The sequence below is a fragment of the Pseudobacter sp. genome, assembly GCF_051955275.1.
In the GTDB taxonomy this organism is placed as follows: domain Bacteria; phylum Bacteroidota; class Bacteroidia; order Chitinophagales; family Chitinophagaceae; genus Pseudobacter.
In genome coordinates this window covers 1-13961 of the sequence record NZ_JBQCGW010000183.1, presented here as the reverse complement: position 1 = coordinate 13961, position 13961 = coordinate 1, and the positions used below count along the sequence as shown (strand labels likewise).

Here is a 13961-nt window from a genome sequence, read left to right as displayed (position 1 = left end):
TATAATCCCTCCACACTTTGGTATTCTGGTTGAAGAGGATCACGCAGGCCACTACAATACCCAGCACCACCTGTCCAAGCACTTTGAACCAGCCTGCCAATCCGTCCTTATCCCCTTTCTTGTAGGGCACGCCTGTTTTCTGGGCCATCTTTTTGGCGCGCAGTTTCAGGTAGTCGTCAATAAAACCGATGATGCCGAGCCAAATGGTGGCAAATATCATCAGCCGGATATAGGCTTTATTCAGATCGGCCAGCAGCAGTGTGGGAACCAGGATGGCGAGGATGATGATCAGACCGCCCATGGTGGGAGTTCCTTTCTTCTGTTGCTCACCAGCGAGACCGAGATCGCGCACGGTTTCACCCACCTGTTTCTTAAGCAGGTATTTGATCAGCTTTTTACCGAAGACCGTGGTGATCAGCAACGAGAGTATAACGGCCAGCATCACACGCGATGTGATGAACTGGAACAATGCACTCCCGGGAAATCTGACCCCAAGTTCTTTAAGCCATTCGGTTAAGTGATACAACATGCTGGTTCGGTGTTTTTGCTTTGGGTTATTGGTCTTACTTATCTAACATATCAAACATCTCCTGCAATACCTGCTTATCATCGAAGGGATGTTTCACTCCTTTGATCTCCTGGTATTTCTCATGCCCCTTGCCGGCGATCAGCACAATGTCTTCGGGTTTGGCAAGGCTCACGGCCGTTTTGATAGCTTCTTTTCTGTCAGCAATGGAGATGAATTTGCGTTTTGCGGCGCTGTTCAGGGTTGCCTCCATATCCTTCAGTATCTCCAGCGGGTCCTCACTGCGTGGGTTATCCGAAGTGAAGATCGCTTTGTCGCTGTGCTCGCAGGCGATATCACCCATTTCAGGGCGTTTGGTTTTATCGCGGTCGCCACCGCATCCCACCACGGTGATGATCTGTTCATGCCCTTTGCGCAGTTTCTTGATAGTGGTGAGCACATTCAGCAGGGCATCCGGAGTATGTGCATAATCCACGATGCCGATCACCTGACCGTTCTTTGAAATGATGTAATCAAACCTGCCTTCCGCACCAGTGAGCATGCTCAGCACACGCAGCACTTCATGCTTGTCCTGTCCCAGGCAAACGGCTGCACCATATACTGCCAGCAGGTTATAGGCGTTGAACTCTCCGATAAGACGGAAATGCACTTCCTGATCATTGATGGTCATCACCAGTCCGGTGAGTGCGTTCTCGATGATCTTTCCTTTGAAGTCAGCCAGGGTACGCAGGCTGTAGAAATATTTATGCGCGGAAGTGTTCTGCAGCATCACGCCACCACGTTTATCGTCTGCATTTGAAATTGCAAATGCATCGGAAGGCAGGGCGTCGAAGAATGCTTTCTTCACGCGGATGTATTCGTCGAATGTTTTGTGATAGTCCAGGTGGTCATGTGTGATATTGCTGAACAGGCCGCCGGCGTAGCGGAGCCCTGCAATACGGTTCTGATGGATGGCATGGGAACTGGTTTCCATGAAGGCGTACTCACAGCCTGCGTCCACCATCTGTTTCAGCAGTGCATTGAGGCTTATTGCATCAGGAGTGGTATGCGTGGCAGGGATCACCTGGTCACCGATATGATTGTCGACAGTACTGAGCAGGCCGCATTTATACCCCAAACCGGAAAAGAGTTTGAATAATAAGGTGGCGATAGTGGTCTTACCATTGGTTCCGGTAACGCCCACCAGTTTGAGCTGTTCAGAAGGTTGCCCGTAGAAATTATGTGCAATAAACCCGGCGGCTACATGGCTGTTCTCTACTTCAACGTAGGTAACGCCTTCTTTGATCTCAGCAGGCATTGTTTCGCAGATCACTGCAACAGCGCCCTGCTCCACTACTTTGCTGATATAGGAATGGCCATCGGAGGCCACGCCTTTCAGCGCGATGAAAGCATCACCTGCGCCCACTTTGCGGGAGTCGAGCTGCAATGCATTCACATTAACACGCGTATCGCCGTGAACGGAACGGATCCGCACCTTATACAAGATGTCCTGCAGAATTGCCATGCCTTGGGTTAGTCTATATTAGTTAATTCAATCCTATCGAAACTGCCTGTCCCTTGTTTATCGGGGTTCCGGGCAGTATGTTCTGTGTGCTCACTTTTCCTCTTCCCTGCACATTCACTTTCAGTTGCATGTTCTCCAGCAGGTAGATGGCATCTTTCAATCCCATCCCTCTCACATCGGGCATTGCTTTTTTAGAGACCGGCTGCCCGTTGATCACCGGTTGATAATTCACGGCATACATTCTGCTCCACTCGTCTTTCTTCACAGAGTCTTTATATTTCATCTGCACAGCGTCCATGATCAGCCTCAGGTCATCCGCCTGTCCGGCGTAGAAATAATTGCTGCTGTCTCGTTTCATGCGCGCTACGCGGAAACTTTCATTGCTTTTGTCTTCATCGGCATTCAGGGCGTAGAGCTTGTCTGCAATTTCCTTGAACACGGGTCCGGCGATGGCCGCCCCATAATACTTTGAAGCAAAGGGTTTGTTCACTATCACCACCATCACACTGTACTTCGGGTCCCTGGCCGGAAAGTAACCGGCGAAACTGCTCTGGTGAATATGATCAGCGTATCCCCTGTTCCCGTTGGCCACCTGGGAGGTTCCGGTTTTACCTGCCACTTCATAAGGTGTTCCTAAAAAGAGCCTGTATCCTGTTCCTCCGGGTGTGTTGCAAACGGAGCGAAGTGATTTCTGCAATGCCTTCAATGTTGCGGGGCTGCAGATGGCTTCTTCGAGGATCTCCGGTTCGTTCTGTTTGATCACCTGCCCGTTTTCCTGTACCGAGTTTACCAGGTAAGGCTTCATCATCTTTCCGTTGTTTGCCACTGCATTGTAAAGCATCAGTGATTGCAGCGGGCTGATCAGTACTTCGTATCCGAAGCTCATCCAGGGAAGTGACGTGCCGCTCCAGGTCTTGCTTTTGGGGGTTTTCACCACCGGTGGTGTTTCGCCGAGCAGGTCGATACCTGAATACTTATCGAACCTCAGTTTCTTCAGGTGGTTGATATACTGGTTCGGATTCTTATTATAATAAGTGGTCACCAGTTTGGCCATTCCCACGTTTGAGCTGGCATCGAATGCCTGCTGAACGGTTACATCATATTTGCCATGCTCTTCAGAATCGAATACGGTACGGGTCATGTACTTCCAGGCGCCACCTTCGAGATTCACATGCTGGTCGAGCGTGATGTATTTGTCTTCCAGCAGGCTCAGCATGGTGGCGAGTTTGAAGGTTGATCCCGGTTCAGAAGCGCGGAGCGCGTAGTTGAGATCCTCCCAGTAAGAGCCGTCGGGTCTTTTACCGAGATTGGCGATGGCTTTGATCTTACCTGTCTTCACTTCCATTACGATGCAGGTGCCGTTTGAGCATTCATTTTCCTGCATTACTTTTAAAAGAGCGTTCTCTGCGATGTCCTGGATATTTACATCGAGTGTGGTAACGATATCCTTTCCATCCTTCGGGTCTATCTCACTTCCATCTACCGGTACATATACACCTGCTGCTACTTTCTGCATGAGTTTTTTACCGGTCTCTCCCTTCAGTAACGAATCGTAGGTTTTTTCAAGTCCTACATTGGTGCTCTTCACCTTTCCATCACTATCCACATATTCCCGGCTGAGTCCGATGGTTCGGTTGGCCAGGAGAACAAACGGGTTCAGTCTTTTATCTCTCACTTCAGCAATGAATCCGCTTTTGTCTTTTCCCTGTTTGATGAGGGGCAAGGTGCGGAGTGTTTTGTATTCCTGAAATGTGATATTCTTTTTGAAAAGGAAATAGCGGCTCTTCTTCCTGTATCCGTTCTGCAGGAGCGTTTTGTATTCCTGCTGAGAGAGGTCTTTGAACAGACTACTTAATCCGAGTGACAGAGAGTCGATATTTTCTGTGAATCTTTTTCCGTTCTTGTCTCTCAGTCCCTGTGCGCCGAAATCGATATAGATATCGAAGTAAGGGATGGAGGTGCTGAGCATGGCGCCGTCTTCGGAATAGATGGTACCGCGTTCGGCATCGGTTTCCATGTAGCGCTGCATATCTTTTTTGGCTTCAGCGAGCCAGTGCGCGCCCTGGAATTGCTGGATGTAGATAGCGCGACCGATGATAATGATGCTGAACACCACTATCAACAGGAATGCGAGGTAGACCCTCCATAATATGTCGCGTTTTACTTCCACTTTTATCTTTTTTTCATCAGTGAATCGGCTTTGTAGGCTGAGTCCCTCAGAACGATGGGAGGAACGGTCAGTTCTTTCAGTCCGAGTGTGTCCACTTCTCTGGCGATCTCGCTTTGTTTGCTGCGGAACATCACTTCACTTTTGAGTGTCTTGTATTCGTATTGCAGTTCCTTGATCTCTTTTCCTGTTCTTTCGATACTTCGTATCGTTTTGATAGCGAAGTGACCGTTATAGATATACACTACTGCCAATCCTGCGAGAAATAAAAAGAAAGGGATATTGCGTGTGATCCAGCGGTAGCTGAATATTTTCAGCCATTCTCTTCTGGCTGCCCTGGCTTCCTTTGCTTCTTTTATATCTTTCTCGTCACTCATATGCTTTCTCTGCTACCCTCAGTTTGGCACTGCGGGAGCGGGGGTTTCTTTTTAATTCGGCATCGGAGGCGGTCACCGGTTTTTTGGTGATGATCTTAAAGACCTGTTCAACGGGTTTGTTACCGAATGGGTCAGAGAGATCTTCGTCTTCGAAACTGCCTTTGCGGAAAAAATTTTTGACGATCCTGTCTTCCAGCGAATGGAACGTGATGATTGCAGCACGTCCACCGGGTTTCAAGAGAGAAGGAATCTGTTGCAGCATTTCTTTCAATGCTCCCAATTCATCATTCACTTCAATGCGCAACGCCTGGAAAACCTGGGCAAAGTACTTGTTGGGATTCCCCTTCACTACTGAATGGACGGCCGTTTTGAAATTGGCGATAGTGCGGAGGGATTGCGTCTGCCTTGTCTGAACGATAGTTCTGGCCAGGGTTTTAGCGTTTGTTACCTCTCCGTATTGCTCAAACAGTTTGTGCAATTGTTGTTCGGAGTAAGAGTTCAGCACCTCAAATGCGGTGAGTGCCTGCCTGGTATCCATCCGCATATCCATATCGCCGTCGAAACGGGTGGAGAATCCGCGCTCTGCTTCATCGAACTGGTGGCTGCTGACGCCGAGGTCAGCCAGGATGCCGTCAATGGGAGTGGCATTATGCAGGCGGAGGAAGCGTTGTATATGCCTGAAGTTATGTGGAACGAAGGTAACGCGGGGATCATCCGGAAGGTTCTGCCGGGCGTCTGCATCCTGATCGAATGCAATGAGTTGCCCCTGCGGTCCCAGCAAACGAAGGATCTCGCGGGAATGTCCGCCGCCTCCGAAAGTGCAGTCCACATAAATGCCGTTTGGCTGAATATTCAGTCCCTGCAGTACTTCCTGCAGCAGAACGGGCACATGGTATGAACTATTTTCCTGCTCATTTATCATAACTCAAGGTCGGATGGGGCACCATCGGTGCCTGCCATCACCTGATATGCCAGTTGACTGAAATTGTCAGATGAAGAAGATTCAAAGAACTGTTGGTACTTAACTTTATCCCAGATTTCTATTTTGTTTACGGCAGAAACCACCACAATGTCCTTATCCAGTCCTGCATACTCCTTCAGATTGGGTGGAACCAGTAATCGACCCGCAGCGTCCAACTCGATGTTGGTGGCGCCATTCAGGAATTTTCTTCTGAATTCGCGTACCTTGGGATCGAAATCGTTCAATTTGCTTAACCTGGAAAATATCGGCTTCCAGCTCAGCGTGGGATACAATACCAGGCAAGATTCTATGCCTCTGTTGATCACAAACTGGGTCCCTGCTTCTTCCGGAATCTGCTTTTTTAAAGCAGCCGGTAGAAGGAAACGCCCTTTGGCGTCCAGCGTAGCCTCATATTCACCCAGAAATTCAATCATTTACAGCGGATAAAATGCCTAATTCCCATTTCTAATCACAAAATAACACAATTTCCCACGTTCAGGGAGGGAATTGGAAAATTTAATTTTTCCACAGGCTTGCATATTTCAAACCTGCCACCAGCCTGTATTTCATGATTAAATGTGAACAACAGGAAGACCAAATGTGGATTTCTCACGAATTAATGGGGATTACCTGTGCGTATCATGTGAATTTAATATATTACCCCCTCATTATCAACACATTTCAGAGTTACGATTAGTGGGTTCCCTGTGTATTTAAACCAGACTCATCCCCAGGCTCTGAAAAGAGCCAAAAATGATAAAATCGGGTTTTTTGGGGGAAGAGTGGGAGAAAATGTCAAAATTCCGGAAAGGGGATTAGATGGTGGGATTTTCCGGACAGGGCCGGGTGTGCCGGCAGCAATCAGCGTGTGCCGCCGTCGGTCGCGTCCCCGCAGGTGACGTTTATTCCGTCGCCTCCGCCGACACGGCGCTCGCCGGAGGCAACAAAAACCTGTCACTCGCGGGGACGCGAGCGACGGCGGCTCTCCGAGTAAATATTACACCCTACCTTTGCCCCGCTTTTGATTTTTAACCAGCTGAACACAGATGCACCCGAAAGAAATTTCCATTAAAGATTTCACGTACGAACTTCCCGAGCCACTAATCGCTAAATATCCATTGCCAGACAGGGATGCATCCCGACTGCTCATCTGGAAAAATGAAAGCATCAGTGAAGACATCTACCGTCACCTTGACCAGTACCTGCCTTCCAACTCATTGCTGGTGTTCAACAATACGCGCGTAGTGGCAGCGCGTCTTCTATTTCAAAAAACCACCGGGGCCAGTATCGAGATCTTTTGCCTGGAACCACATGCACAATATCCCGATATCACCACAGCCATGACCACCCGCGGCTCCGTTACCTGGCTATGCCTCGTAGGCGGCGCTTCCAAATGGAAACCCGGAAATATTCTGGAGAAAAAGATCCCTCACGGCAACACAGAGCTCAGCCTGCATGCACGTTATATTGAAAAACTGCAGGACAGCTTTGCCATTGAACTGAGCTGGAACGATCCGGAGATCAGCTTTGCCGAAGTGTTGCATCTTGCAGGCGTAATGCCCCTCCCACCCTATATCAAAAGACGGGCAGAGCATAGTGATGAAACCCGCTACCAGACTATCTATGCAGAGCAGGAAGGCTCTGTGGCAGCACCCACTGCCGGACTGCATTTCACGGAACAACTGTTCAGGCAACTGGATGCAAAAGGTATCCGCCGCAGCTTTGTTACCCTGCATGTTGGCGCAGGTACTTTTCAACCCGTGAAAGCAGATACCCTGGAGGGTCATCCCATGCACATCGAGTACATCGATGTAACGGTGGAGAGTATCCGAAATTTACAGGAACAGCTCGATGGGCATATCACGGCCGTGGGAACCACATCCCTCCGCACCATCGAATCCCTCTACTGGCTGGGATGCAAAGTAGCCGGCAATCCTTCAATAACCCTGGAAGAGTTGACCGTTAAACAATGGGATGCTTATGAAATGAAAGGGGATCTTACCGCAAAAGCCGCACTGGAAGCACTGTTACAATATCTTGAAGCAAACAATCTGTCAAGACTACTCACACGCACACAATTGCTGATTGCACCTGGATACACCATCCGCATCCCGCATGCACTGGTAACCAACTTCCATCAGCCGCAATCCACCCTGCTCCTGCTGGTGGCAGCGTTTGCAGGTCCACGCTGGCGTGAGATCTACGAATACGCCCTGCAAAAAGAGTTCCGTTTCCTCAGTTACGGGGATGGCTGTCTGTTGTTCAGGAAATAATAAATATTACGCTAATTCAGGATCCACACCTGTGTTCTTCAACAGGGGAAATTCCAGCGTGAATACAGAGCCACGGCCAAGGGTACTGTCTACCTTGATCTTGCCATGATGCGCATCCACAATGGTTTTCACGTAGCTGAGACCTAAACCGAAACCTTTCACATTGTGAATATTGCCGGTATGCGCACGGTAGAATTTCTCAAAGATCCGGCGCACCGTTTCCTTGCTCATACCAATGCCATTGTCTTCCAGCCGCACCACCAGGTTCTTGTTGGTACTATGCGTGGTGATCTTAAGCTGCAGGTTATCTTCGGAGTATTTTACTGCGTTATCGATAAGGTTGGAGAAGAGATTCCTGAAATGCACGGGATCTGCTTCCACCAGGTCTCTGCGGGCATTGAGCTGCAACTCGGCGTGCCCGTTCTTTTCCTGGAAGCGTAATTCATAATCATCGATCATTTCACTCAGCAGTTCATGCACATGCAGGGGGCGCTTGGCCAGTTGTAATTCCTGGCGGTCCATCACAGCTGCCTGCAGGATGGTTTCCACATGTTTGTTCATCCGCTTGTTCTCTTCCTTGATGATGCCACTGAAGTAATCCATCTTCTGCCGGTCCTGCAATACTTTGTCGTTCCGCAGCGCATCCACTGCCAGCGAGATGGTGGCCAATGGCGTTTTGAACTCATGCGTCATATTGTTGATGAAATCATTTTTGATCTCACTCATTTTCTTCTGACGGATGAGGGCTGCTACTGTAACATAGAAGGCAAGTATGATCACGATGGTGAAGAAGATAGCGCCGATGATCATACCGCGCATCTGTTTCAACACCAGTTTTTTTACATTGGGCACCACCACCATCATCACTTCTTCAGGAACCAGGTTCTCCAGGTCACTGCCACTTTCGGGCTGGAAGTAATAGACCAGCTGCAAATTATTGACAGTATCCTGCCAGAGATTGAGGAAGTTGGGCGATTTCAGTTCATAATGCATCAGGTTCACATTGGCCGTAATGGCGAATTCGAATTTGATATCCTTCAGCCCTTCCTGGGTAAAGGATTTCTGCAGTTTTTCTTGCACTTCAAACTCCGTGAACTTCTGAGCGATGGTGGGGGGCTTCATCAGCTCCATGCGGAACTGTTCTGAGGGCCAGCTGAGGCCTGGTTTGTTGCGGAAACTTTTGAGAGTGGGCAATGCGCTCTTCTGCTCCATCAGGGAGTTGGCCACATCGCCCATTGACTTTACCAGCCTGGATTTGAACTCATGTTGCTTTTCAGCTTCCATGGTAAGCAGCCAGTTATACTGTACGTAGATCGTGCCGATCAGCGAAAGGCTGATCAGTACAATGATCACAGGAAATATTTTCCTTAGTTGCAAATGATATGTTTTTACTGTCGCTGTCATTACCCGCACCTATCCATCGGCAGCAATTCCTTTTCGGGAATTGTTTCAATCAGTTTTCCTCAGCAGATAATTCAAGCGGCAAAATTAATGAACTGTTGATGAACGGCTGACTGCGCTAAATCCGCGCCAGTCCTTTTAACTAAGATTTACCAAGCCGCGCCGCTAACTTAGTAAGTTTTAATCAACCTTCCTTTTTTTAAACAATCATTTTGTCAATAATATATAAGTCTTAATTTAGAAATATGATAGCTCCCGGTCCAGGTACGTTGTTGATAGCAGAGCCTTTTCTCAAGGATCCCAATTTTATGAGAACAGTGGTTTTTTTATGTGATCATCAGGAAGAAGGCAGTTTTGGGTTCGTGATCAACAAGACCTTCAACCATACGCTCGATGAGTTGATGAATGACCTGGAAGAGCTGAAACTTCCTGTATTTTATGGCGGCCCTGTTCAGATGGATACCATTCATTTTCTGCATCAGTACCCCGATCTCATCCCCGGAAGCTTCCAGGTGATGGACGGTATTTACTGGGGTGGGGATTTCGAGACTGCCATCTCTCTCATCAAAGAAGGCTCCCTGGATCTGACAAGGATCCGCTTTTATATCGGCTACTCCGGCTGGGGCAATGGCCAGCTCGCTGATGAGCTCAAGGAAAAATCATGGCTCACAGCGCAGGCTACCCGCAAGCTGGTGTTCCATAAGAATATCGATGAGATCTGGAAAGACTCGTTGAAAGAACTCGGCGGTGATTATGAAATGATGGCCAATTTCCCGATCGATCCTCAATTGAATTAACCCCATTACTTAAAATAACAAAAAGCCCGCATACCGCGGGCTTTCATTTTCTGGCAGCGTGTGCCGCCCCTTCAATATCATCTCCCCGTTTTCTTCTTCACTTTCACTCTCGTCTTCTCAACGTCATCAAGCCGAATGATATAAAAATACCAGTGTTTTACAGCCGGCTTTTTATACCCTGAGGCGATCCTTATTCGAGGGGGAACTTCACTCCTATACCACCACCCCAGTTACTTAACTGCTTCACGCCATTGTAATCAAATGGCATATAGTTGTAATTCGCATTCAATGTAATACCGGTGCGGCTGTTCTTTCCGAATGGAATATACACACCGGCTTCAGGCCTTACAGCAAATCCGAATTTGGTTTTGCTGTTACCAAACTCTCCAAGAAACTGACGGTAGAACACCAGGTTACCACCTACACCTACTCCTGCATAAGGCTGTACCACTCCATTGGGAATGAAATTATACTGACCAGTAGCCAGGATAGGCACTACCTGGATGGAGTTGCTCACTACAGCACTCACATCGCCACCTTCCGCCAGTTTGTAGGTGCTGCGGGGATACTTTTCATAGAAATCCTGGTAGCCTGTTCCCAGTCCCACGGAGATCTTATCTGTAATGCCGTACAGCACACTGGCCGTCCAGCCGCGAAAGGAAGTCTTGCTAACTTCATCCTTGAAGGAGCCCAGGGGCGAGGCTATATTATAACCGATATTCAATTTGGTAACGCCCTGCTGTGCCTGGCTTTTTGCAGGCGCCAGAACAAAGAGAAAGGCGCCGGCTATCATTGAAGCAATAATGCTGATCTTTTTCATGATGCTGATTTTTTCCTGTTAAACAATCTGTTCGTCTGATTAGCTTTTCCTGAAGTAGGTGGACTGGTCAAAGAGCGCCTTGATCTGACTGTCTGCAGTACCTGCATTGAAAATGCCGGATCCACGGATCAGACCATTCCAGATGCCTTTGATCTTTTGGTCTTTTGCTGCATTCTTCAGGTCAAGTGCATCGATGGAAAGCGCACCTTCTTTAATGGAATAAACTCCGTAATAACCACCCCATCCGTAGCCATAGCCGGGGTATCCCCAGTAAAAGGGATCCCATACGCCGTAATAGCCACCCCAGTAATCGGGATAACTCACCACGCCGGAATAAGTATTATAGATCCGGCTGATATTGATACCGAGGTCAGGCTTTGCATCCTTTGCAACCATGGTATACCCCTTTGCTGTTAACTGCGTTATTACTGCATTGATGAAAGCTTTGTCAACATTCGAAGCTGATTTCTGTTCCAGCTTGCCATTACTGATCACTGCCACTGAATCTGCCACACTGAAGGTGGTGTAAGAAGAGAAATTTGCGGAATCATCGCGGTTGGTGATGTAAATCCTGCTTTCTTCCTCTGTTAATTGATTGAGCGGGTCTTTCGTACATCCTGCCAGCACCAGCATGGACGAAGCCGCAATGCCAATGGTTAAGAACACGTTTTTCATTTTTCCTGTTTTTAAGTACCTGTCAAAGTAAAATTCCACCTATAGACGACACAAACCCAGTGCCCGTTTACAGGCAGTAAATCAGCTTAACAGTCCACTAACAGTGAGGTTAAAACGGCCTTAAAACAGCACAGAAAACACCCTGAAAACCACAGCCGAATTAAAATGGAATTAAAGAGAAAAAATGGCATTCTGCTATTTTTACATGTCAGTTCTACGAAATGCACACCGGATCAGCATTCGTAAATACACGATGGGCTCGTCCCGCAGAAACCCTCGATTTTGCCCTGCTTTCCGCAGCTGTGGCCCATCGGTACAGTAATTGTGTTATACTTGAGTACAATTTAATCCCTATGAAGACCAAACAACCCCTTAACCACTGTTTGCTCTCTCCTTATTGTTATCGTATGTATGAGCCTCCCGGCTGATACCCTCTCATTTGCTCCACTTACGTACCCATTATTTTCCTTGTTCCTTACCGTTAGCACAGATCCTTAACTCTCTTAATCCGAACCAATGAAAACAACTTTAGCAATCCTGTGCCTGCTAGTGACCGCAACCGCCAGCGCACAACTGACCGCAAGATCTATCAAGAAGACTAACAGCAACGAGGATATCGGCTTCTATGAATTCAAAGCCCCCACATACGATCCGGCTGTAAAACATCCGATGATCATCTTTCTCCATGGATTTGGTGAGCGTGGAAACGGCACCACTCAATTGAGCAGGGTGCTGAACAATGGCCTCGCACTGAATATCAAGAATGGTCATAACATGACCTTCACCTGGAATGGAAAAACAGAAAACTTTGTAGTACTGATGCCTCAGCTCAATGAAGGCAGCTACAGTTTCTGGCAACACTTCTACATTGATGAGATGATCAAGTATGGTAAAGCCAATTTCAATATCGATACCAACCGCATCTTCCTCACCGGCCTCAGTATGGGCGGTGGCGGAACCTGGAAATATTGCGGTGATGACCTGCAAAAGGCCAAACAGTTTGCCGCCATCGCTACCAGCTGTGGAGCCTGTCAGACCACGGACTGGTGTAATATTGCCAAGGCTGACCTGCCTATGTGGAGCTTCCACGCAAACGATGATAACAGCGCTGCACCAGTGAGCTGCACAAAAGGATCTATCGATTATATCCGTAATTCATGCAGTCCAAAAGTGGATCCCATCATGACTATCTGGCCTACAGGTGGCCACGGTATCTGGGACCGCGTGTATGATGTTGGTTACAGCAATCAGAACCCAAACCTCTATGAATGGTTCCTTGGTCAGAACAAATCATTACCAATCAATCGCCGCCCAACGGCAAATGCAGGTCCGGATGTAACCATCTCCACCACCAAGGCCCAGGTGAACCTGAGCGCTGTATTCTCAAAGGATGAAGACGGGAAACTGGTACGCTTCATCTGGCGTAAAGTATCAGGACCTTCAACCGGCAATATCGTTACATCCGTATCCACTGACGGCAATACCAAAGTGATCAACCTCACCACTGCCGGTACTTATGTATATGAACTGAAAGCAGTGGATGACCGCGCAGACTGGGGTACTGATCAGGTGGTGATCACCGTGGTTAGTGGTACTACGCCCAATATTCCTCCCGTAACGGAAGCAGGACCTGACCAGGATGTGATTATCCCGGAAGCAGACCTCAACGGAGGCAGCTCTTATGATCCTGACGGCACTGTAGTAAGTTATCGCTGGACCAAGATCGATGGCCCTGCCGTTTACAGCATCAGCAGCGCAACGGCTCCTGCCCCTAAGATCTCCAACCTGCTGATCGGAGATTATAAATTCGAATTACAAACAACGGATAACCTGGGCGCCACTACCAAAGACACTGTTATAGTGAAGTCTTCATCCATAATCCTTCCCATCAAGCTTACCCTGTTTGCTGCCAAAGCCAGCGGAACAGGAACAGATATCAACTGGAGCACAACGGAAGAAACAGGAGATGAAAGGTTTGAAGTGGAATCCAGCAATGATGGAAAGAAATATACCACTGTATATACTACCCACAGTTCCGGTAAGAATATGCAGCAGCACTACAGCTGGTTCCATGCATCCGGACAATCATACTATCGCCTGAAGATCACGTCCCTGGGTGGCAAGAGCATCTACTCCCAGATAGTTCCGGTGCGCAGAACAATAATGACCAACTCAACCGAGTTCTTCCCTAACCCTGTACAGCAAACGCTCTGGATCAATGTGAACAACCAGCAACGCGGAAAAGTATCCGTGAAACTGCTGAGCATGGAAGGAAGGGTGATCACAGACGCGCAGTATACCAAACAACAGGATCAACTGATGGCGGATATCGATACCCGCCAGCTCAATACAGGCATCTACCTCGTAGCCATAACCGGGGAGAATGGCTGGCGTGAGGTCAGGAAGATCGTGAAGAAGTAGTGTTTACCGGAATGGTTTAAAAAATGATACGGTGGCAAG

Annotated in this window: 11 protein-coding genes and 1 pseudogene; 3 read left to right on the top strand and 9 right to left on the bottom strand. The window is 48.2% G+C overall.

The annotated features are described in order from the left end of the window. The 6 genes and pseudogenes from ACTHMC_RS15700 to mraZ all read right to left on the bottom strand — a co-directional run. A pseudogene (locus ACTHMC_RS15700) lies at positions 1-529 on the bottom strand (phospho-N-acetylmuramoyl-pentapeptide-transferase); the annotation flags it as partial. Between the two features lie 34 nt (positions 530-563). Next, positions 564-2030, bottom strand: coding sequence for a UDP-N-acetylmuramoyl-L-alanyl-D-glutamate--2,6-diaminopimelate ligase (locus ACTHMC_RS15695; protein WP_440414408.1), 1467 nt, complete (start codon positions 2028-2030; stop codon positions 564-566). A 22-nt stretch (positions 2031-2052) separates the two neighbouring features. Then, a complete protein-coding gene (locus tag ACTHMC_RS15690) occupies positions 2053-4200 on the bottom strand; it encodes a penicillin-binding protein (RefSeq protein ID WP_440414406.1) in 2148 nt (715 codons plus the stop codon). 2 nt (positions 4201-4202) lie between these two features. Beyond that, positions 4203-4574, bottom strand: coding sequence for an FtsL-like putative cell division protein (locus ACTHMC_RS15685; protein WP_440414404.1), 372 nt, complete (start codon positions 4572-4574; stop codon positions 4203-4205). Continuing rightward, positions 4567-5496, bottom strand: coding sequence for a 16S rRNA (cytosine(1402)-N(4))-methyltransferase RsmH (gene rsmH / locus ACTHMC_RS15680; protein ID WP_440414403.1), 930 nt, complete (start codon positions 5494-5496; stop codon positions 4567-4569). Before rsmH ends, ACTHMC_RS15685 begins: the two co-directional genes overlap by 8 nt. Then, positions 5493-5969, bottom strand: coding sequence for a division/cell wall cluster transcriptional repressor MraZ (gene mraZ / locus ACTHMC_RS15675; protein WP_440414402.1), 477 nt, complete (start codon positions 5967-5969; stop codon positions 5493-5495). Before mraZ ends, rsmH begins: the two co-directional genes overlap by 4 nt. A 612-nt stretch (positions 5970-6581) precedes the next feature. On the opposite strand from mraZ, the gene ACTHMC_RS15670 reads away from it, so the two are divergent. Further along, positions 6582-7808, top strand: a complete 1227-nt coding sequence (locus ACTHMC_RS15670) for an S-adenosylmethionine:tRNA ribosyltransferase-isomerase (protein WP_440414401.1) — start codon at positions 6582-6584, stop codon at positions 7806-7808. A 6-nt stretch (positions 7809-7814) separates the two neighbouring features. On the opposite strand, the gene ACTHMC_RS15665 is transcribed toward ACTHMC_RS15670, so the two are convergent. Next, positions 7815-9185 (bottom strand): sensor histidine kinase, encoded by a 1371-nt coding sequence (locus ACTHMC_RS15665; RefSeq protein WP_440414400.1) that lies wholly within the window; start codon positions 9183-9185, stop codon positions 7815-7817. A gap of 269 nt (positions 9186-9454) precedes the next feature. On the opposite strand from ACTHMC_RS15665, the gene ACTHMC_RS15660 reads away from it, so the two are divergent. Next, the gene (locus tag ACTHMC_RS15660) at positions 9455-10006 is read left to right on the top strand and encodes a YqgE/AlgH family protein (RefSeq protein WP_440414398.1); all 552 of its coding nucleotides are present in this window, start codon (positions 9455-9457) and stop codon (positions 10004-10006) included. A 190-nt stretch (positions 10007-10196) separates the two neighbouring features. Here ACTHMC_RS15660 and ACTHMC_RS15655 read toward each other — a convergent pair whose 3' ends face one another. Continuing rightward, entirely contained in the window at positions 10197-10826 is a 630-nt protein-coding gene (locus ACTHMC_RS15655; RefSeq protein WP_440414396.1) for an outer membrane beta-barrel protein, read from the bottom strand. Positions 10827-10865: 39 nt separating this feature from the next. After that, complete coding sequence (locus tag ACTHMC_RS15650) at positions 10866-11501, bottom strand: DUF4136 domain-containing protein (RefSeq protein ID WP_440414394.1); 636 nt, start codon at positions 11499-11501, stop codon at positions 10866-10868. A 516-nt stretch (positions 11502-12017) separates the two neighbouring features. On the opposite strand from ACTHMC_RS15650, the gene ACTHMC_RS15645 reads away from it, so the two are divergent. Then, complete coding sequence (locus ACTHMC_RS15645; RefSeq protein ID WP_440414392.1) at positions 12018-13922, top strand: PKD domain-containing protein; 1905 nt, start codon at positions 12018-12020, stop codon at positions 13920-13922. Positions 13923-13961 lie beyond the last annotated feature (39 nt).